The sequence below is a fragment of the Streptomyces sp. NPDC047886 genome, assembly GCF_043204435.1.
In the GTDB taxonomy this organism is placed as follows: domain Bacteria; phylum Actinomycetota; class Actinomycetes; order Streptomycetales; family Streptomycetaceae; genus Streptomyces.
The window spans coordinates 40,046-59,897 of sequence record NZ_JBIDCF010000002.1 but is presented as its reverse complement, the minus strand read 5'-3'; the positions used below and the strand labels follow the sequence as shown (position 1 = coordinate 59,897).

Annotated in this window: 16 protein-coding genes and 1 pseudogene; 13 read left to right on the top strand and 4 right to left on the bottom strand. The window is 73.4% G+C overall.

Annotated elements, in window-relative coordinates; translation table 11 throughout:
- Positions 1 to 17 precede the first annotated feature (17 nt).
- From ACGF5U_RS06040 to ACGF5U_RS06030, 3 genes are all read left to right on the top strand, one after another.
- Positions 18 to 863, top strand: a complete 846-nt coding sequence (locus tag ACGF5U_RS06040; protein WP_392710746.1) for a GNAT family N-acetyltransferase — start codon at positions 18 to 20, stop codon at positions 861 to 863.
- 30 nt (positions 864 to 893) lie between these two features.
- On the top strand, positions 894 to 1,430 hold the full coding sequence (locus ACGF5U_RS06035; RefSeq protein ID WP_392710744.1) for a GNAT family N-acetyltransferase: 537 nt from the start codon (positions 894 to 896) through the stop codon (positions 1,428 to 1,430).
- A 254-nt stretch (positions 1,431 to 1,684) separates the two neighbouring features.
- A complete protein-coding gene (locus ACGF5U_RS06030; RefSeq protein ID WP_392710743.1) occupies positions 1,685 to 3,379 on the top strand; it encodes a proline--tRNA ligase in 1,695 nt (564 codons plus the stop codon).
- Positions 3,380 to 3,429: 50 nt separating this feature from the next.
- Here the strand turns inward: ACGF5U_RS06030 and ACGF5U_RS06025 are convergent, their stop codons facing one another.
- The 4 genes from ACGF5U_RS06025 to ACGF5U_RS06010 form a co-directional block, all read right to left on the bottom strand.
- Positions 3,430 to 4,377, bottom strand: a complete 948-nt coding sequence (locus ACGF5U_RS06025; RefSeq protein ID WP_392711273.1) for a slipin family protein — start codon at positions 4,375 to 4,377, stop codon at positions 3,430 to 3,432.
- Between the two features lie 114 nt (positions 4,378 to 4,491).
- Positions 4,492 to 5,397, bottom strand: a complete 906-nt coding sequence (locus ACGF5U_RS06020; protein WP_392710742.1) for an aminoglycoside phosphotransferase family protein — start codon at positions 5,395 to 5,397, stop codon at positions 4,492 to 4,494.
- A gap of 88 nt (positions 5,398 to 5,485) precedes the next feature.
- Positions 5,486 to 5,893 (bottom strand): ferritin-like domain-containing protein, encoded by a 408-nt coding sequence (locus ACGF5U_RS06015; protein ID WP_392711272.1) that lies wholly within the window; start codon positions 5,891 to 5,893, stop codon positions 5,486 to 5,488.
- Between the two features lie 185 nt (positions 5,894 to 6,078).
- Complete coding sequence (locus ACGF5U_RS06010; RefSeq protein WP_392710741.1) at positions 6,079 to 6,633, bottom strand: hypothetical protein; 555 nt, start codon at positions 6,631 to 6,633, stop codon at positions 6,079 to 6,081.
- A 152-nt stretch (positions 6,634 to 6,785) separates the two neighbouring features.
- On the opposite strand from ACGF5U_RS06010, the gene rimP reads away from it, so the two are divergent.
- From rimP to ACGF5U_RS05960, 10 genes and pseudogenes are all read left to right on the top strand, one after another.
- The gene (gene rimP, locus ACGF5U_RS06005; protein WP_392710739.1) at positions 6,786 to 7,283 is read left to right on the top strand and encodes a ribosome maturation factor RimP; all 498 of its coding nucleotides are present in this window, start codon (positions 6,786 to 6,788) and stop codon (positions 7,281 to 7,283) included.
- A gap of 2 nt (positions 7,284 to 7,285) precedes the next feature.
- The gene (gene nusA / locus ACGF5U_RS06000; protein WP_392710738.1) at positions 7,286 to 8,329 is read left to right on the top strand and encodes a transcription termination factor NusA; all 1,044 of its coding nucleotides are present in this window, start codon (positions 7,286 to 7,288) and stop codon (positions 8,327 to 8,329) included.
- A gap of 169 nt (positions 8,330 to 8,498) precedes the next feature.
- Positions 8,499 to 8,777: a YlxR family protein gene (locus tag ACGF5U_RS05995; RefSeq protein WP_392710737.1), complete on the top strand. Its 279-nt coding sequence runs from the start codon at positions 8,499 to 8,501 to the stop codon at positions 8,775 to 8,777.
- Between the two features lie 149 nt (positions 8,778 to 8,926).
- Positions 8,927 to 12,013 carry a translation initiation factor IF-2 gene (infB, locus tag ACGF5U_RS05990; protein ID WP_392710736.1) on the top strand — a complete coding sequence of 1,029 codons (3,087 nt, stop codon included), beginning with the start codon at positions 8,927 to 8,929 and terminating at the stop codon, positions 12,011 to 12,013.
- A gap of 138 nt (positions 12,014 to 12,151) precedes the next feature.
- Positions 12,152 to 12,445: a DUF503 domain-containing protein gene (locus ACGF5U_RS05985; RefSeq protein ID WP_392710734.1), complete on the top strand. Its 294-nt coding sequence runs from the start codon at positions 12,152 to 12,154 to the stop codon at positions 12,443 to 12,445.
- Positions 12,446 to 12,472: 27 nt separating this feature from the next.
- Positions 12,473 to 12,931 (top strand): annotated as a pseudogene (gene rbfA / locus ACGF5U_RS05980) (30S ribosome-binding factor RbfA); the annotation flags it as partial.
- Positions 12,932 to 13,101: 170 nt separating this feature from the next.
- Entirely contained in the window at positions 13,102 to 14,001 is a 900-nt protein-coding gene (truB, locus tag ACGF5U_RS05975) for a tRNA pseudouridine(55) synthase TruB (protein ID WP_392710732.1), read from the top strand.
- Between the two features lie 276 nt (positions 14,002 to 14,277).
- The gene (locus tag ACGF5U_RS05970) at positions 14,278 to 18,051 is read left to right on the top strand and encodes a serine protease (protein ID WP_392710731.1); all 3,774 of its coding nucleotides are present in this window, start codon (positions 14,278 to 14,280) and stop codon (positions 18,049 to 18,051) included.
- A gap of 41 nt (positions 18,052 to 18,092) precedes the next feature.
- Positions 18,093 to 19,058, top strand: coding sequence for a bifunctional riboflavin kinase/FAD synthetase (locus tag ACGF5U_RS05965; RefSeq protein WP_392710730.1), 966 nt, complete (start codon positions 18,093 to 18,095; stop codon positions 19,056 to 19,058).
- Positions 19,059 to 19,460: 402 nt separating this feature from the next.
- Positions 19,461 to 19,835 carry a DoxX family protein gene (locus ACGF5U_RS05960; protein ID WP_392710729.1) on the top strand — a complete coding sequence of 125 codons (375 nt, stop codon included), beginning with the start codon at positions 19,461 to 19,463 and terminating at the stop codon, positions 19,833 to 19,835.
- The last annotated feature ends 17 nt before the right edge of the window (positions 19,836 to 19,852 follow it).

Below are 19,852 nucleotides of genomic sequence, written 5' to 3'. Positions count from 1 at the left end.
CATGGTGAGGCCCCCTCGTGTTGACGCAGACCACCACCCGGGTCCTCGAACCCGGTGACCTCGGCGCCGCGCTCGCCGTCCTGGAGAGCGAACCCGTCGCCAACGCGTTCGTCACCGCACGCGTCCAGGTCGCCGGACTCGACCCCTGGCGCCTCGGCGGCGAGATGTGGGGCTTCTACACCGACGGACACCTGCGGTCGCTGTGCTACTCCGGCGCGAACCTCGTGCCGATCTGCGCCACCCCCGAAGCCGTCCGCGCCTTCGCCGACCGCGCCCGCCGCGCCGGCCGCCGCTGCTCCTCCATCGTCGGCCCCGCCGAACCCACCGCCCAGCTGTGGCGGCTGCTCGAACCCAGCTGGGGCCCGGCCCGCGACGTCCGCCCCCACCAGCCGCTCATGGTCACCGAGCGGCCCGCACCCGACATCGAACCCGACCCGCTCGTCCGCCGCATCCGCAAGGACGAGATGGACGTGATCATGCCGGCGTGCGTGGCCATGTTCACCGAGGAGGTCGGCGTCTCGCCGATGGCGGGCGACGGCGGACTCCTCTACCAGGCGCGCGTCGCCGAACTCGTCGGCTCCGGCCGCTCCTTCGCCCGGATCGAGGACGGCAAGGTCGTCTTCAAGGCCGAGATCGGCGCCGCCACCTCGAGGGCCTGCCAGATCCAGGGCGTCTGGGTCGCCCCCGAGTACCGCGGCCGGGGCCTGTCCGAGACCGGCATGGCGGCCGTCCTGCGGTACGCACTCGCCGATGTCGCCCCCGTCGTCAGCCTGTACGTCAACGACTACAACGCCCCGGCCCGCGCCGCGTACCGCCGTGTCGGATTCCGTGAGGTCGGCGCCTTCATGAGCGTGCTGTTCTGAATGCCCGGCGCGGAAAGTAGGGTGCGGCGCATGGATGATGTGCTGGTCGGACCGCTGGACCTCGCCGACCGCGTGGACGACGCGCTCGCCGTGCAGGCCCTGGCCTTCGGGCTCACCGAGGGCGAGATCGCGGTGCGCCACCACATCGTGCTGCGCCATCTGCGCTGCCGCGGCGCCCGCGCGTACGGCGCCACCACCCCGACCGGACGGCTGGTCGGCTTCGTGTACGGGATGCCCAACGACCGCACCCACTGGTGGTCCACCGTCGTCCAGCCGTACCTGGTCCGCGGCGGCCACGACAGCTGGCTCGACGACTCCTTCGTGATCACCGAACTGCATGTCCACCCGGACCACCAGGGCCGGGGGATCGGCCGCGAGCTGATCACCACCATCACCGACACCGCCGACGAACCGCGCTCGATCCTCTCCGCGATCGACACCGAGAGCCCCGCCCGCAAGCTGTACCGGAAGCTCGGCTACGTCGACCTGGCCCGCCAGGTCCACTTCCCCAGCGCCTCGCGCCCGTACGCGGTGATGGGGGCGTGGTTGCCGTTGGGGCGGGGGTGAGCGGGTCTGCTGGGGGTCCGGGGGTCGTCCCCCGGGGTGCGGGGTCCCAGCGCCTCGCGCCCGTACGCGGTGATGGGGGCGTGGTTGCCGCTGGGGCGGGGGTGAGCGGGTCTGCGCGGCTGCCGCTGGAGCGGGGGTGAGCGGTCTGCGCGGCTGCCGCCGAAGCGGCGGAACGGGTCCAACTGATTTCCGCCAGCCGGTGCCGCCCGGCTAACCTCCTGCCCATCACACTTTTCACCGCAGGAGAGTTCCCCATGGCCCAGGTCCAGCGCATGTCCCGGTTGATGGTCAAGACACTGCGCGACGACCCGGCGGACGCCGAGACGCTCAGCCACAAGCTGCTCGTCCGCGCCGGTTACGTCCGCCGCAACGCCGCCGGCATCTGGTCCTGGCTGCCGCTCGGCAAGAAGGTCCTGGAGAACGTCACCCGTGTCGTCCGCGAGGAGATGGACGCCATCGGCGCGCAGGAGGTCCTCCTGCCGGCCCTGCTGCCCAAGGAGCCGTACGAGGCGACGGGCCGCTGGGAGGAGTACGGCGCCGAACTGTTCCGCCTGAAGGACCGCAAGGGCGCCGACTACCTCCTCGGCCCCACCCACGAGGAGATCTTCACCCAGCTGGTCAAGGACCAGTGCACGTCCTACAAGGACCTGCCGGTGATCCTCTACCAGATCCAGTCGAAGTACCGCGACGAGGCCCGCCCCCGTTCCGGCATCCTGCGCGGCCGCGAGTTCCTGATGAAGGACTCGTACTCCTTCGACACCACCGACGAGGGCCTGTCGGAGTCGTACGCCCTGCACCGCGAGGCGTACATCAAGATCTTCGAGCGCCTCGGCCTCAAGCACAAGATCGTCTCCGCCGTCTCCGGCGCCATGGGCGGCTCCGCCTCCGAGGAGTTCCTCGCCCCGGCCGCCGCCGGTGAGGACACGTTCGTCTACTGCTCCTCCTGTGACTACGCGGCCAACACCGAGGCCGTCACCTTCCGGGCCGAGCCCGCCGACGCCTCGGCGCACGGCCCGGTCGAGGAGCTGGACACCCCGGACACCCCGACCATCGAGACGCTCGCCGAGCACCTGGGCGTCCCCGCCTCCGCGACCCTGAAGAACCTGCTGGTCAAGGTCGACGGCGAGATCGTCGCCGTCGGCGTCCCCGGCGACCGCGAGGTCGACATGGGCAAGCTGGAGGACCACCTCGCCCCGGCCGCGGTCGAGCTGGTCACCGCCGACGACTTCACCGGCCGCCCCGACCTGGTCCGCGGCTACGTCGGCCCGCAGGGCCTGGACAAGGTCCGCTACATCGCCGACCCCCGCGTCGCCCCCGGCACCGCCTGGATCACCGGCGCCAACAAGCCCGACACGCACGCCGCGAACGTCGTCGCCGGCCGTGACTTCGAGGTCGACGACTACCTGGACGTCGTCGTGGTCGAGGAGAACGACCCCTGCCCCAACTGCGGCAGCGACCTCAAGCTCGACCGCGCCATCGAGATCGGCCACATCTTCCAGCTGGGCCGCAAGTACGCCGACGCCTTCCAGCTCGACGTCCTCGGCCAGAACGGCAAGCCCGTCCGCGTCACCATGGGCTCGTACGGTGTCGGAGTCTCGCGCGCCGTCGCCGCCCTGGCCGAGCAGACCGCCGACGAGCAGGGCCTGTGCTGGCCCCGCGAGATCGCCCCGGCCGACGTGCACGTGGTCGCCGCCGGTAAGGCGCTCCAGACCGAACTGGCCCTGGACGTCTCCGACAAGCTCGCCGAGGCCGGCCTGCGGGTCCTGGTGGACGACCGCGCGGGCGTGTCCCCCGGCGTGAAGTTCACCGACGCGGAGCTCATCGGCGTGCCGAAGATCCTGGTCGCCGGCCGCCGCTCGGCCGAGGGCGTCCTGGAGCTGAAGGACCGCCGCACCGGCGAGCGCGAGGAGCTCACCGTGGACGAGGCGATCGCCCGCCTCCGCGCCTGACCGCGGTCGGGCGACACGCCCGCGCCCGGCGCACCGCGAGGCGACACGCCTCAGATGCACCCCGCCGTACCGGCGTCGTCGTCCAGGACAGGGACGGTCGGCGCCGGTTCGTGCGCCCGGGGCGCCGCGCCACCGCCGCCCCGGGCACCGGCCGGAGCGAACGTCGCGGGTACCTGCGGCTGGTCCGTACGCCCCGCCTCCACGGCTCCCGTCGCCGCCGCCACCTGATGCTCGGCGGACTCGGCGGACCGCTCCAGGAACCGCAGCAGCTCCACCGGGATCGGCAGCACCAGCGTCGAGTTCTTCTCGGCTGCCACCGCCATCACCGTCTGCAGCAGCCGCAGCTGCAGCGCCGACGGGGTGTCCGACATCTCCCTGGCCGCCTCCGACAGCTTCTTCGACGCCTGGAGCTCCGCGTCCGCGTTGATCAGCCGGGCGCGCCGCTCGCGGTCGGCCTCGGCCTGCCTGGCCATCGAGCGCTTCATCGTCTCCGGCAGCGACACGTCCTTGATCTCGACGCGGTCGATGGTCACACCCCATTCGACGGCCGGGTTGTCGATCATCAGCTCCAGGCCCTGGTTGAGCTTCTCCCGGTTGGACAGCAGATCGTCCAGGTCGCTCTTGCCGATGATCGACCGCAGGGACGTCTGGGCGATCTGGGACACCGCGAAGCGGTAGTCCTCGACCCGGATGACGGCCGCCGCCGCGTCGACCACCTTGAAGTAGATGACGGCGTCGACGCGCACCGTGACGTTGTCCCGGGTGATGCCGTCCTGGGCGGGCACGGGCAGCGTCACGATCTGCATGTTCACCTTGCGCATCCGGTCCACGAACGGAACGATCATGGTGAAGCCGGGGCCCTTGACGCCGCTGCGCAGCCGCCCGAAGCGCAGGACGACACCCTTCTCGTACTGCTTGACGACCTTCGCGGCGGCGGCCACGTACGCGACGGCGGCCGTGCCCGTCAGCGCTGCCGCGGTGAGCAGTTCCTCGACCATGACGATCCCCTGCCGTCGGAAGCCGGGCGTACCGGTGGTGGTATGCCCCATAGTGCACCCGTACGGCCCACTGTGGGAGCCCGGCCGCCCGATGGCAGTGCCCTGGCCCTGGCCCTACAGCCAGCCCGCGAACTCCAGCAGCAGCTCGCCGTCCTGCCGCCGCCCGGCCGCCAGCGCCCGCGTCCCGGACTCCACCGCGCGGAACAGCGTCCAGCCGCGCAGCCGGTCACGGTCCACCTCCAGCGAGTCCGCCAGCCGGTTCACCCGGCGGCGCGCCGACGACGCCCCGGCAGACGCCGCGACCAGGTCCTCCACCCGGTCGCGGACCAGCCGCGCCAGGTCGTACGCCCGCTCGCCCACCACCGGGTCAGGGCCCACCGCGAGCCAGGGCACCCGGTCACCCGCCAGCACCTTGCCCTGCCGGAAGCAGCCGTGCAGCAGCAGCGCCTCCGGCGCGGCCGCCACCAGCTCGTCCCGCGCCTCCAGGGCCGCCGCGACCAGCGGCCCCGCCACGTCGTCCGCCCGGTGCCGCTCCATCGCCGCCGCCTGCTCCGCCGTGCGCTCGGCCACCGACGCGAAACCGTGCCCCTCGGGCGGTTCCACCCACAGCCGGCGCACCGTGCCCGCCGCCTCCAGCAGCGCCTTGGCCTCCGGCAGTGAGCGCAGCGACACGTCGGGCCTGAGCCGCTCAAGCAGCAGTCCCGGCCCCGGGCCCGCCGGATCGTCCAGCAGCCGTACGGCGCCGAAGCCGTTCCAGTGCGCGAGCGCGGCCCGCTTCCGTTCGGGTGCGGCGAACGGCGGGGCGACCTTCAGCGCCGCCGGCGTCCCGTCGGACCGGCGCACCAGGACGACCAGGCTGCTCCGGCCGCCCGGCGCCACGACCCGGTCGGTCGCCAGGCCGCGCAGGTCCACCGCTTCCCGGGCGAGCTCGGGCAGCCGGGCGAGCCAGTCGCCCGCGACGGCGTCCCCGTACGTCTCGCCGAGCGCCCGCTCCAGTCGTCGCGGCGGTTCAAAACCCATGCGTGCGTTGTTCCCTCTCAGAGCCGGTGCTCACGGACGCCCAGGACCGGAAACCCAGGACCGGACGCCCCAGGACCGGAGGCCGGGCTCACGGACGCTCGGCGAGCCCAGGAAAGGCTACGCCGGTGCCGCGCCACCGTACGGCCCGCACCGCGGCTTCCCGCAGGGCGCCCGCGGCCTCCCGCCGCAGCGGCCCGTCGGCCGCCCGTACGAGGTCGGAGTAGACGCCCGCCACCCGGTCCTCCAGCTCGGCCGCGAGCCGTACCGCCGCCGCCGCGTCCGGCACCGGGAACGGCAGGGCGTACGCCGGTGCCGAGGCGCCCGGCCTGCCGCCCAGGTCCCGCACGGTCCGCTCCAGCGCGTCCCGCCGTGCCCGGTGCGCGGCGAGCGCCGCCGTCGCCTCCGCCCGCCGGTCGTCCCCGGCGCGGCCGCCGACGACGCCGTAGCCGTACACGGCCGCGTGCTCCGCCGCGAGCGCCGCCTGGGCGGCCTCCAGGGCTTTCGCGGCCTCCCCGGCCTTCGGCGCCCCAGGTGCCGGTGATGCCGATGGCGCCTGGGGGGCTGGTGGAGCCTGGGGGGCTGGTGGAGCCTGGGGTGTCTCCAGCGCTCCCGTGCCCAGCGGTGTCTGCGGTGTCAGCGGCGTCAGCGGCGTCAGCGTGTGCTGCGGTGTCCGCGCGGCGGTCATGACCGGCTCCCCTCCGTGAGCAGGTACGCGTGTGCGGAGCCCGCCGCGGCGACGGACGCGAGCAGCCGGGCGTACTCCGGCGGCGCGGTCATCAGCGTGGCGGTGTGGGCGGCGGCGGTACGCGAGGACAGCGCGGCCAGCTCCTTCAGCGCGGCCCCCGGCTCCGCCGGCACGGCGGGCGGGGCGGTCGTGGAGGGCGCCGCCGAGGGCGCCTCGGGTGCGGGGGACGGCGGGCCCTCCGGCTCGTCCGGCGGGGCCAGCGCCTTCACGTGCAGGGCGACCGCCTCGCGCAGCGGCGCCAGTCTCGACCGCAGCGTCGGATGGGCGCCGAGCACCTCGTCGTACCGCGACAGCAGCGCACGGCTCGACGCGGCCGCCCCGTGCCGCAGAGTCGTTTCCGCCCGTCGTGCGCGCTCCGCCGCCGACGGACCGCGCGGGCCGTCGGGCTCGTCGCCCGCGCACCCGGCCAGCAGCCCGGAGGCCAGCGCGGAGGCGGCCACCGCGCCCGTCGCGACGAGCGCACGCCTGCGTGTCGTTCCCGTGCGCCCCACGCGTCACTCCCTCGGCCCGGCTGAAGATCACCGCAGGCGAGCGTACCCGCGGGTCGTCCGGAGGTGGACGGCAACACCCCCCGGGACCGGATACCCTTTGATCTGACACACGACGATCCCACAACAGCACACGCGGCCGAGGAGTCACCCGGATGAGCACCACCCAGAGCGAGAGGCTGCGCGGGCTGCTGGAACCGCTGGTCACCGTCAGGCACCTGGATCTCGAAGAGATCGAGATCTCCCGGGCGGGGCGGCGGCGGATGCTGAGGATCATCGTCGACTCGGACGAGGGCGTGGAGCTCGACGCCTGCGCCGAGCTGAGCCGCGCCATCTCGGAGAAGCTCGACGAGACGGACGCGATGGGCGAGGGCGAGTACGTCCTCGAAGTGAGCTCGCCGGGCGCCGACCGCCCGCTGACCGAGCACCGCCACTACGTACGGGCCACCGGCCGCCTCGTGAAGTTCCAGCTGCACGAGGGTGGCGAGCTGGTCGCCCGGATCCTCGGCGTGGACGACGAGGGGCTCGATCTGGAGGTGCCGGGCGTGAAGGGGCGCAAGCCGACCGCCCGCCGTGTGGAGTTCCCCGCCATCGCGAAGGCGCGCGTGGAGATCGAGTTCAGCCGCAAGGACAAGAAGGAAGAGGAGGCGTAGCCGTGGACATCGACGTGAAGCTCCTTAAGGGCTTGGCACAAGAGAAGGAGATCCCCTTCGACCTGCTGGTCGAGACCATCGAGTCGGCCCTCCTCATCGCCTACCACCGCACCGAGGGAGCCCGCCGCCACGCCCGTGTCGTGCTGGACCGCCAGACCGGTCATGTCACGGTGTGGGCGAAGGAAGACCCCGCCGACCTGGAAGAGGGCCAGGAGCCCAAGGAGTTCGACGACACGCCGTCGGACTTCGGCCGGATCGCCGCGACGACCACCCGGCAGGTCATCCAGCAGCGACTGCGGGACGCCGAGAACGACGTCACCTTCGGCGAGTACGCCGGCCGTGAGGGCGACGTCGTGCACGGCCAGGTGCAGCAGGGCAAGGACCCCAAGAACGTCCTGATCAAGCTGGACGACAAGCTTGAGGCGATCCTGCCGGTGCAGGAGCAGGTGCCCGGCGAGGAGTACACGCACGGCACCTGGCTGCGCACGTACGTCGTGCGCGTCGCCAAGGGCGTCCGCGGTCCCTCCGTCACCCTGTCGCGCACCCACCCCAACCTGGTGAAGAAGCTCTTCGCGCGCGAGGTGCCGGAGATCGCGGACGGTTCCGTCGAGATCGCGGCCATCGCCCGTGAGGCCGGCCACCGCACCAAGATCGCCGTCCGGTCCACCCGTTCGGGGCTGAACGCCAAGGGTGCCTGCATCGGCCCCATGGGCAGCCGTGTGCGCAACGTCATGACGGAGCTGCACGGCGAGAAGATCGACATCGTCGACTGGTCGGACGACCCGGCCGAGATGGTGGCGAACGCGCTCTCCCCGGCCCGCGTCTCCAAGGTCGAGGTCGTGGACCTCGCCGCCCGCTCGGCCCGGGTGACCGTGCCGGACTACCAGCTGTCGCTGGCGATCGGCAAGGAAGGGCAGAACGCCCGGCTCGCCGCCCGCCTCACCGGCTGGCGCATCGACATCCGCCCGGACACCGAGCAGAGCGCGGACCGTGACGGGGACCAGCGCCCCGGCCGGGACGCCGAGCGCGGAGCCGGCCGGAGCTGACCCGAGCCGGCCGGAGCCGATCGGCCCCTGGGGCTGCTTCGGTGACGGCCGGGAATGGATTCCGTCGTGGTCACGTTGAGCAACGACGGAAGCACGACGAGATCACGACAACAACCGTTCGATTTTTGCCCCAAAGGGGTGGGGTCGGTGCGGGGAGGTAGACTTAGCCGTGTCTGGCCGGACGCACGCCCGTGTATGCCCTGAACGCACCTGTGTGGGATGCCGGGAGCGAGCGGCCAAGAGCGATCTGCTGCGCATCGTGGTGATCAAGGGCGCCTGCGCCCCCGATCCTCGCGGTACGCTGCCCGGCCGGGGTGCGTATCTGCATCCCGTCCCGGCCTGTCTGGACCTGGCGGTCCGCCGCCGGGCGTTCCCCCGGAGCCTCAGGGTTCCAGGACCGCTCGACACCGCGGACGTACGCCAATACGTCGAGCAGGCGACACCGTAAGAAGAAGTACGGCACGGATCACCCCGTGCGGTCAGGTACCTCGCGAGTTGGAAGTAGGTCGAGATTGCGATGAGCACTCGATGAGTACGCGATGAGTACGCCCATGAAGTAGCAACGGTCCGGCGGTAACCGGACCTCAAAGGAGCGAAGTGGCTAAGGTCCGGGTATACGAACTCGCCAAGGAGTTCGGCGTGGAGAGCAAGGTCGTCATGGCCAAGCTCCAAGAACTCGGTGAATTCGTCCGTTCGGCGTCATCGACGATCGAGGCGCCGGTTGTCCGCAAGTTGACCGATGCTTTGCAGGGCCCCGGCGGCACCGCCGGCAAGTCCGCTGCCAAGCCCGGCGCGCCCCGCAAGGCCGCGCCCGCCCCCGCCGCCAAGCGCGCCGGTGGCACCCCCTCGTCCGCCGCGCCGTCCCCGGCGCAGGTGGCCCGTCCCGCCGCCCCGAAGCCCGGCGCTCCCGCGCCGAAGCCCGCGGCGGCCGAGAAGCCCGCGGCGCCGGCCCCCGGCCCGCGTCCCACCCCGGGCCCCAAGCCCGCCGCCGCGCCGAAGCCGGCGCCCGCGGCCCCGGCCAAGCCCGAGTTCACCGCGCCTCCGTCGGCTCCGGCCGCCGGTACGCGGCCCGGTGCCGCCCCCGGCCCCCGTCCCGCCGGCCGCCCGCAGGGCGAGCGCGGTCAGGGCGGTGCCCGTCCCGGCGCCCCGCGTCCGGGCGGTCAGCAGGCCCCGCGTCCGGGCGGTGCCCGTCCCGCGGGTCCGCGTCCCGGCAACAACCCGTTCACCTCTGGTGGCTCCACCGGGATGGCGCGCCCGCAGGCGCCCCGTCCGGGCGGCGCACCCCGACCGGCCGGCGGCCACGGCGGCCCCGGTGCCCCCGGTGGCGGTCCGCGCCCGCAGGGTGCTCCCGGCCAGGGCGGTCCCCGTCCGCAGGCGGGCCCCGGCGGTCCGCGTCCCACCCCCGGCTCCATGCCGCGCCCGCAGGCCCCGCGCCCGGGTGGCGGTCCGGCCGGTAACCGCCCGAACCCGGGCATGATGCCGCAGCGTCCCGCTGCCGGCCCGCGTCCCGGCCCCGGTGGCGGCGGTCGCGGTCCCGCGAGCGGCGGCCGTCCGGGTGGTCCCGGCGGCGGTCGTCCCGGTGGCGGCGGCTTCGCCGGCCGTCCCGGCGGTGGCGGTGGCGGCTTCGCCGGCCGTCCGGCCGGTCCCGGTGGTGGCGGCGGCGGTCGTCCCGGTGGTCCCGGCGGCGGTGGCGGCGGCTTCGGCGGTCGTCCCGGCGGCTTCGGCGGCCGTCCCGGTGGCCCCGGTGGCCGTGGTGGCACGCAGGGCGCCTTCGGTCGCCCCGGCGGTCCCGCGCGTCGTGGCCGTAAGTCGAAGCGGCAGAGGCGCCAGGAGTACGAGGCCATGCAGGCCCCGTCGGTCGGCGGCGTGATGCTGCCTCGCGGCAACGGCGAGACCGTTCGCCTGTCGCGCGGTGCGTCCCTCACCGACTTCGCGGAGAAGATCAACGCCAACCCGGCGTCGCTCGTCGCGGTCATGATGAACCTCGGCGAGATGGTCACGGCCACGCAGTCCGTCTCCGACGAGACGCTGCAGCTCCTCGGCGACGAGATGAACTACACGGTTCAGATCGTCAGCCCGGAGGAGGAGGACCGCGAGCTGCTCGAGTCCTTCGACCTCGAGTGGGGCGAGGACGAGGGCGGCGAGGAGTACCTGACGCCGCGTCCGCCGGTCGTGACCGTCATGGGTCACGTCGACCACGGTAAGACCCGACTGCTCGACGCCATCCGCAAGACCAACGTCGTCGCGGGCGAGGCCGGTGGCATCACCCAGCACATCGGTGCGTACCAGGTGGCCACCCAGGTCAACGACGAAGAGCGCCGGATCACCTTCATCGACACCCCCGGTCACGAGGCGTTCACCGCCATGCGTGCCCGTGGTGCCAAGTCCACCGACATCGCGATCCTCGTGGTGGCGGCGAACGACGGTGTGATGCCCCAGACGATCGAGGCGCTGAACCACGCCAAGGCGGCCGACGTGCCGATCGTGGTCGCGGTCAACAAGATCGACGTCGAGGGTGCCGACCCGGTCAAGGTGCGCGGTCAGCTGACCGAGTACGGCCTGGTCGCCGAGGAGTACGGCGGCGACACCATGTTCGTCGACATCTCCGCCAAGCAGGGTCTGCACATCGACTCCCTGCTGGAGGCCGTGATCCTCACGGCGGACGCCTCGCTCGACCTGCGGGCCAACCCGGAGCAGGACGCGCAGGGCATCGCCATCGAGTCGCACCTCGACCGTGGCCGCGGCGCCGTCGCGACCGTCCTGGTCCAGCGCGGCACGCTGCGGGTCGGCGACACGATGGTCGTCGGCGACGCGTACGGCCGTGTCCGGGCCATGCTCGACGACAAGGGCAACAACGTCGAGGAAGCGGGTCCCTCGACCCCCGTCCTGGTCCTGGGTCTCACCAACGTCCCGGGCGCCGGCGACAACTTCCTCGTCGTGGACGAGGACCGCACGGCCCGCCAGATCGCCGAGAAGCGCGCTGCGCGCGAGCGCAACGCCGCCTTCGCCAAGCGCACCCGCCGGGTGTCCCTCGAGGACCTCGACAAGGTGCTCAAGGCCGGTCAGATCCAGGAACTCAACCTCATCATCAAGGGCGACGCGTCCGGTTCGGTCGAGGCTCTCGAGTCCTCGCTGCTCCAGCTCGACGTCGGTGAAGAGGTCGACATCCGGGTCCTGCACCGCGGTGTGGGTGCGGTCACCGAGTCCGACATCGACCTGGCGATGGGCTCCGACGCCATCGTCATCGGCTTCAACGTCCGTGCGGCCGGCCGTGCCGCGCAGATGGCGGAGCGCGAGGGCGTCGACGTCCGCTACTACTCGGTGATCTACCAGGCCATCGAGGAGATCGAGGCGGCCCTCAAGGGCATGCTCAAGCCGGAGTACGAAGAGGTCGAGCTCGGCACGGCGGAGATCCGCGAGGTCTTCCGCTCGTCCAAGCTGGGCAACATCGCGGGTGTTCTCATCCGCTCCGGCGAGGTCAAGCGCAACACCAAGGCCCGCCTCATCCGCGACGGCAAGGTCATCGCGGAGAACCTCAACATCGAGGGTCTGCGTCGCTTCAAGGACGACGTCACCGAGATCCGCGAAGGCTTCGAGGGTGGTATCAACCTCGGGAACTTCAACGACATCAAGGTCGACGACGTCATCGCGACGTACGAGATGCGCGAGAAGCCGCGCGGCTGACGCGCGAGCCGATGGCCGGGGCCGGTCGGCGGAAGAATTTCCGTCGAGCGGCCCCGGCCGCTGCGTGTACGGTTCTGGTGACCCCGCCAGGCTCTGACGGGGCCACCGAACCCGAACCGGCGGGACATCCGGGCACACATGTATGTGGGGACTCTGTCCTTCGACCTGCTTCTCGGCGACGTACGGTCGCTGAAGGAGAAGCGCTCCGTCGTCCGCCCGATCGTCGCCGAGCTCCAGCGGAAATTCGCGGTGAGCGTGGCGGAGACCGGAGCACACGATCTCCATCGCAGGGCCGAGATAGGCGTCGCGATGGTGTCCGGGGACGTGGGGCACCTGACCGGGGTACTGGACCGGTGCGAGCGTCTCGTCGCCGCCCGGCCCGAGGTGGAGCTGCTGTCCGTACGGCGGCGGATGCACACCGATGAAGACTGAACGCAAGACGAAAGAGGAGACGGACCGGTGGCCGACAACGCGCGGGCCCGCAAGCTGGCCGATCGCATCCAGGTCGTGGTCGCGGAGACCCTGGATCGGCGTATCAAGGATCCGCGACTGGGGTTCGTGACCATCACGGACGCCCGTGTCACCGGTGACCTGCGGGAGGCCACGGTCTTCTACACGGTTTACGGCGACGACGAGGAGCGGGCCGCCTCCGCGGCCGCACTGGAGTCCGCCAAGGGCATCCTGCGCTCCGAGGTCGGCAAGCAGACCGGGGTCCGCTTCACGCCGACCCTGACGTTCGTGCCCGACGCCCTGCCCGACAACGCGCGCACCATCGAGGACCTCCTCCACCAGGCGCGCGCCAAGGACGCCGAGGTACGCGAGGTCTCCACGGGCAAGACGTACGCCGGCGACGCCGACCCGTACCGCAAGCCCGGCGACGAGGACGCCGAGGACGGTCCGGAGGGCGGTTCCGAGGGTGGTTCCGTGGTCGGTTCCGAGGTCGGTTCCGGCGGTGGTTCTGAGGTCGGTTCCGGCGGTGGTTCCGAGGGTGGTTCTGAGGTCGGTTCCGATGCCGGTTCCGACGGCGGTTCCGACGGCGGTTCCGGTGGCGCCCGCGGCGGGGACGACAAGGACGGCGCCGGCGCCTGATGAGCAACGCTAGCCGCACGCCCGACGGACTTGTCATCGTCGACAAGCCGTCGGGCTTCACTTCGCACGACGTCGTCGCCAAGATGCGGGGCATCGCCCGCACCCGGCGCGTCGGACACGCCGGCACGCTGGACCCCATGGCCACCGGCGTCCTCGTGCTCGGCGTCGAGAAGGCCACCAAGCTCCTCGGCCACCTCGCGCTGACCGAGAAGGAGTACCTGGGCACCATCCGGCTCGGCCAGAACACGATCACCGACGACGCCGAGGGCGAGATCACCTCGTCCACCGACGCCTCCCGGGTCACCCGTGAAGCCGTCGACGCCGGCGTCGCCAAGCTGACCGGCGACATCATGCAGGTGCCGTCCAAGGTCAGCGCCATCAAGATCGACGGCAAGCGGTCGTACGCCCGCGTGCGCGGCGGCGAGGAGTTCGACATCCCCGCCCGGCCGGTCACGGTGGACCAGTTCGCCGTGTACGACATGCGCGACGCCGTTGCCGAGGACGGCACTCCCGTGGTCGACCTGGTCGTCTCCGTGGTCTGCTCCTCCGGTACGTACATCCGCGCCCTCGCCCGTGACCTCGGAGCGGACCTCGGCGTCGGCGGACACCTCACGGCGCTGCGCCGCACCCGCGTCGGACCGTACAAACTGGACGCGGCACGGACACTCGACCAGCTCCAGGAGGAGCTGACCGTCATGCCCATCGCCGACGCGGCCGCAGCCGCGTTCCCGCGCTGGGTCGTCGACGAGCGCCGCGCCAAGCTGCTCCTCAACGGGGTACGCGTCGACATGCCCGCGTACGACACGGCACCCGTCGCCGTCTTCGGGCCCGACAACCGGTTCCTCGCCCTGGTCGAGGAGCGGGGCGGCAAGGCCAAGAGCCTCGCGGTCTTCGGCTGACGCCCCAGGACGTCCCACTGCCCCGTCGCGGCTTCGCGGCGGGGCAGTGTCGCGGTGGGGTGGTGTGGGGTGGTGTGGGGTGGAGCGGGCGGGTCGCCGTGTCGCCGCGTTGGCGGTCTGCCGCGCTCCACGATCCCCCTCCTGCGGGATCTATCCGCGCCCGCCCCTGGATTCACTCGGTTGGGCAGGCGCTCGAAGTGAATCGCGGGGGCACTCGGGGGCGCTTTTCCCCGGCGTCCTTCTCCCGGTGATCACCACGGACCTACCGTCGAACCCATGGCACGCGGGGACCTGGCAACGCTGGTACGGATCTGCGATCTGGCGGGCCGCCCACGCGGTACCGGCTTCGTCGCTGACGACCTCGGCACCGTCGTCACCAGCCACGAAGCGGTGGACGGCCTGGTGCGGGTCGTCCTGCACGCGCCCGGCGACCGTACGTGCCTCGCCGAGGCGGACGCCATCGTTCCGCTGGCCGACGACGCCTTGGCACTCATCCGTACCGAGGGCCTCGGCGTCGCACCCCTGCCCGTGGCGGGCCGCACGGACATCGCGACCGGTACCTACGTCCGGCTGCCCGCCGACGGCTGGCGCGAGGCCCGTGTCCTGGGCGCGTCGCAGGTGACCTACACCGCGACGGACCGCTTCCACCTGCTCGGCGACGCCCTGGAGCTGGCCATGGGGACGGACGCCAGGGAGGCGCTGCGGCTGGGTGGCGAGGCCGCCGGGGGGCCCGTTCTGGACGCCGCGACCGGGGCGGTGCTCGGCGTCCTGGGGACCGCCCTGCACGCCGAACACCGTGCGGCGGGGTTCGCCGTGCCGCTCGCCGCGGCGGCCGTACGGGATCCCGAAGGGCCGCTGGCCGCGCTGCTGCGGCGCAACGCGGCCGCCGCGCCCGCGTACGGGCCCGACCTGAACGTCGCCGGAGTGCTGGCCCTGACGGCGACCACCGGAGCGATGGGCCGGGGCGGCGGCGCGGGCCGTGCCTGGCCCGAACCCGTCGAGCGACCCGTGGTGAACCGGGAGCTGGCCCGGTTCGCCGTGTCGGACGCGCTGGTGTGCGCCCTGGTCGGCGACCCGGGTACGGGACGTACGACCGAGCTGGCCGCGTTCGCCGCGCGGCGGGCGCGCGGTCCCGAACCGGCGCCCACGCTGTGGTTGCGCGGCGCGGACCTGCGGGCCGACGACCTCTCCCTCGCGGACGCGGCGGGCCGCGCGTTGCGCACGGCCGGGCGGATCGTCGCGGGCGGGCGGATGGCTGCGGGTGGGGGGAGCGTCGCGGGTGGGCTGATGGTGGCGGGTGGGGGAGTGGCGGGTGGTACGGATGACCTGCCCGGTGGGGGGTCCGGGCCCCTCCGGGCTCACCTCCTCGGCGTCGGCGGGTTCGGCCCCCGGTCCGCGCAGCCCCGCGGATCCGCCGACGCCTGCGGGGGCGACCCTCCGCGGCCCGTCCCGCCGGGGGAGAGCCTCGGCGCCGTGCCCGCCCGGGTGGCGCGCATCGCGGCGAGCGCGGGGCGGCCGCTGGTCGTCCTCCTCGACGGACCCGAGGAGATGCCGCCCGCACTCGCGCAGCGGCTCCCCGAGTGGACCTCCGGGACCGTCGCCTGGCTGCGCGCACACGGTGTACGACTCGTGGTGGGCTGCCGTACGGAACACTGGGAGCGGGCGCGCGGTCTGTATCCGGCCGGTACGGTGCACCGGCCGCGCGAGGGCGCCGCGCCGCGGGTGCCGGACGCGCTGCGGCTGGGCGACCTGTCCGCCCGGGAGGCCCGGCGGGCCCGCGAGCGGTACGGACTGCCGGGGCTCGCCGTCGCGGCCGACGACGCCCGCCATCCGCTGGCGCTGCGGCTGCTCGCCGAGGTACGCGAGGCGCTGCCGGCGGACGCACCGGGGCGGCCGGGCCGGGAGGAGATCTTCTCCGCCCACCTCGACCTGTCGTGCCTGCGCGTCGCGGTGCGGATCGCGGCCGGAACGGCAGACGCCGCCGCCGTGCGGCGGCTCGCCGCCCGCGTGGCGGGACGCGTGCACGAGGCGGCGCGCCGCTGCCTCGGCCCCGGGCAGGGCGAACTGGACCGTGCGGCGTTCGAGGAACTGTTCCCCTGGGCCACGGGCTGGGCGTCGGCCGTGCTCACCGAGGGCCTGTTCGTTCCCGCGGGTACGGGCTACCGGTTCGCGCACGAGGAGGTCGCCGACCGGGTGCAGGGCGCCCATCTCGATCTGGACGGCGCCCTGTACGCGCTGGTCCACCGCTGGCACGAGGAGCCTTCGGGGGACGACGCCGGTTCCCTGCCGGTGCCGAGGCACCGGATCGGGCCCGTGCTGCAGGCGCTGCTGCTGCTGGAGCGCGTCCGTGGCGCGCAGGCGCTCGCCCGGCGGCTGGAGGCCCTGGCCGATGCGCTGGACCGGCTGTCCGGCGGCGAGGGCTCACCGGCCGGGCGGATCGAGGACGCCGTGTGGTGGGCCGCCAGGTTGCTCAGGGAGGTGCTGCTCCGGGTGCGGGACGCCCGGCCGTACCTGGGCGTCCTGCGCACACTGGCCGACCGGATCACCGCGTGCTCCGGCGGCTTCGAGGAGTTCGGGCCTTGGTTCTGGGAAGCCCTGGGCCTGGGCGAGGACGACCGGCTCGACCTGCTGCGCCGGCTGGTACCCGCCGACGGACCGTACGGGTCGGGCGGGGCCGAGGGGCGGTTCCTCGACGTGGCCGCCGCGCGGCTGGAGGCCGACCCCCGGGGCGTACAGCCACTGCTGTGCCGTTGGTTCGGCGACGAACGCCCGCTGCCCGCCGCGCCGGGTGCCCACGTGCGCCCGACCGTCGCGGGCGTCGCGCAGGCCCTGCTGTACGCGCGGCGGGACCTGGCCGTCGACGATCTGTGCGAGGCACTCGTCACGACCGCCCACCCGCGTGCCGACGAGCTGCTCGCCGCCCTCGCCGAGGACGAGCCCTCCGCGCTGTGCCGGGCGGTCGACCGCTGGGCCCACGACGACACGCGAGCGGGCCGCCGGGTCGCGGCGGCCGCGTACGGGCGGCTGGTGTGCGAGTACGTCACCGAGGACGCCGACAGGGAGCTGCTGCGCTTCGCCGCCCTCGCGCTCCTCGCCCGCCCCGGGGACGTCGCCCTGCACGGTCCGGCGCTCGGCCTCCTCGTCCGCGACCCGCACACCCGGTGCCGCCACCTGCCGCGGGCGCTGGCCGTGTTCCGGTCGGGTGACCCGGGGCTGCCCGCCACCGCGCTGGCCGCCGCCATGACGACGCACCCGGAGCCGGTTGTCGCCGCCTTCCGCGCGCGGCTGCGCGAGCCATGGCGGGCGGCCACCGGCTACGACGGCGGCGCGGCCGAGCTGCTGGGCGCGCTGGCCACGGTGAACACGCCCGCGCTGGCCCGCCGCGCCGCCGCGCTGGTGCGCGAGTACGTCGACCTGCACCCGGCGGGTGCCGTGCACGCCGCCGCCTATGTCGACCGGCGACTGGAGCAGGGGACCGCCGCACGCGCCGTACTGTTCCCGCTCGTCGCCGGCCTGCTCCGGAGCGGCCGCGTCGAGGTGCGTTCCGCCCTCGCCCCCGTCCTTGCGGCGCCCGGCTCGGCCGCCTCGCGAGCGCTGCGGGCCGAACTCCTCGACGTACTGCTGGAGTACGAGGGGTGCGAGAGCCGTGACCCGGCCGTGCCGGACGCCCTGCTCCGCGCGGCCGCCCTCGGTGCGGCGCGGCGCCCGGAGGCCCGTACCCGGGAGCTGGTGCGCCGCTCGGCGCTGCTCCTGCTCCGTACGGCCGAGGGCGCGACCCGCTTCGACGGGCGACTGGTCGAGCTCGCCCGGGAGGTTCCGGGGTTCGCGGCCCTGGTCGCGGGATGGCTGGCGGAGGAGCCCGGCGAGTGGGCAGCGGTCGTCGGGCCGAGCGCACGCCGTACGATCGAGTCGATCGCGGGTCCGGTCAGGGTGGCCCTCACCGTGCCGTCGCCCACGGCCGCGCAGCCGGTGCCGATGCCGGAACGCGAGCCTCCGCCGATGCCGGTGCGGGCCGAGAGCCGTGGGCATGGCAGTCTTAGACCTGCGTAATCGGTCATGACGTACACGGGTTCGGGCGAGGAGCGGTCACAGTGCAGCGCTGGCGTGGCTTGGAGGACATCCCCCAGGACTGGGGGCGCAGCGTCGTCACCATCGGCTCCTATGACGGGGTGCACCGAGGACACCAGCTGATCATCGGGCGGGCCGTGGAGCGCGCCCGTGAGCTGGGCGTCCCGGCCGTCGTCGTCACGTTCGACCCGCACCCCTCCGAGGTCGTCCGCCCCGGCAGCCACCCGCCGCTGCTGGCGCCGCACCACCGGCGTGCGGAGCTGATGGCGGGCCTCGGCGTCGACGCCGTACTCGTGCTTCCCTTCACTCAGGAGTTCTCGCAGCTGTCGCCCGCCGACTTCATCGTGAAGGTCCTGGTTGACAAGTTGCACGCCCGCGCGGTCATCGAGGGACCCAACTTCCGGTTCGGTCACCGGGCCGCCGGGAACGTCGAGTTCCTCGCCGAACTCGGTACCACGTACGACTACGAGGTCGAGGTCGTCGACCTGTACGTGACGGGTGAGGCGGGCGGCGGACAGCCGTTCTCGTCCACGCTGACCCGCCGCCTGGTGGCGGAGGGCGACGTCCAGGGCGCCGGCGAGATCCTCGGCCGCCCACACCGCGTCGAAGGCGTGGTCGTACGCGGTGCGCAGCGCGGCCGCGAGCTCGGCTACCCGACGGCGAACGTGGAGACCCTGCCGCACACCGCGATCCCGGCCGACGGCGTCTACGCGGGCTGGCTCACGGCGGACGGCGAGCGCATGCCGGCCGCCATCTCGGTCGGCACGAACCCGCAGTTCGACGGCACCGAGCGGACGGTCGAGGCGTACGCGATCGACCGCGTCGGACTCGACCTGTACGGGCTGCACGTGGCGGTGGACTTCCTCGCGTACGTGCGCGGCCAGCAGAAGTTCGAGTCGATCGAGGCGCTGCTGGAGGCGATCGCCACGGACGTGAAGCAGTGCCGTGACCTCACCGCCGCGTACGACGCCCACGACGGCGAGGAGTAGGCGGCGCGCACGGCGCGGCACGACGCACGACGCGTCGACAGGGGCCTCCGGCGGTGTCCGCACCGACCGGGGGCTCTTTCGCGTCCGGGGACGGCCGCCCTCGTGAGGGGGGCGTGGGGACTGCGGGTGGGTGGTCGCCTTCGCGGGGACTGTGGGTCGGTGGGGTGGTCGCCTTGTCGGGGACTGTTGGTGGGTGGTGCGTGGTGGTGGGTGGGGTGTGGCGGGGGGCGGGGACTGTCGGTGGGTGGGGTGTCGCTCTCTCGGGGGCTGTCGTGGGTGTGGGTGTGGGTGTGGGTGTGGGTGTGGGTGTGGGTGTGGGTGGCGGGGGTTGTGGGGGTGGCTTCGCTGGCTCATGATTACTCGCCAGTAATGCCGCCGTTTCGCCTACCCCCGGGATCTCAGATGGCTTCGAACGACCGCTCGTCCCTGCTGCTGGCCGGCCTGCTCGCCACCGCCGGCATCGCCCATTTCGTCGCGCCCCGGCAGTTCGACGCGATCGTGCCCGAAGCGCTGCCCGGCAGTCCGAGGACCTGGACCCGGGCGAGCGGTGCGGTGGAACTCGCCCTCGCGGCGGGCCTCGCCACCTCCCGTACGCGCCGCCGGAGCGCGCAGGCCGCTGCGCTCTTCTTCGTCGGGGTGTTCCCGGCCAACGTGAAGATGGCCTACGACTGGCGGCACCGTCCCGCTCCGGCGCGGGCGGTCGCGCTCGGCAGGCTGCCGCTGCAGGTGCCTCTCGTGCTCTGGGCCCGGTCGATCGGCCGTCGCTCGGCCGGGTGAGCGCAACAGGGCCCGCA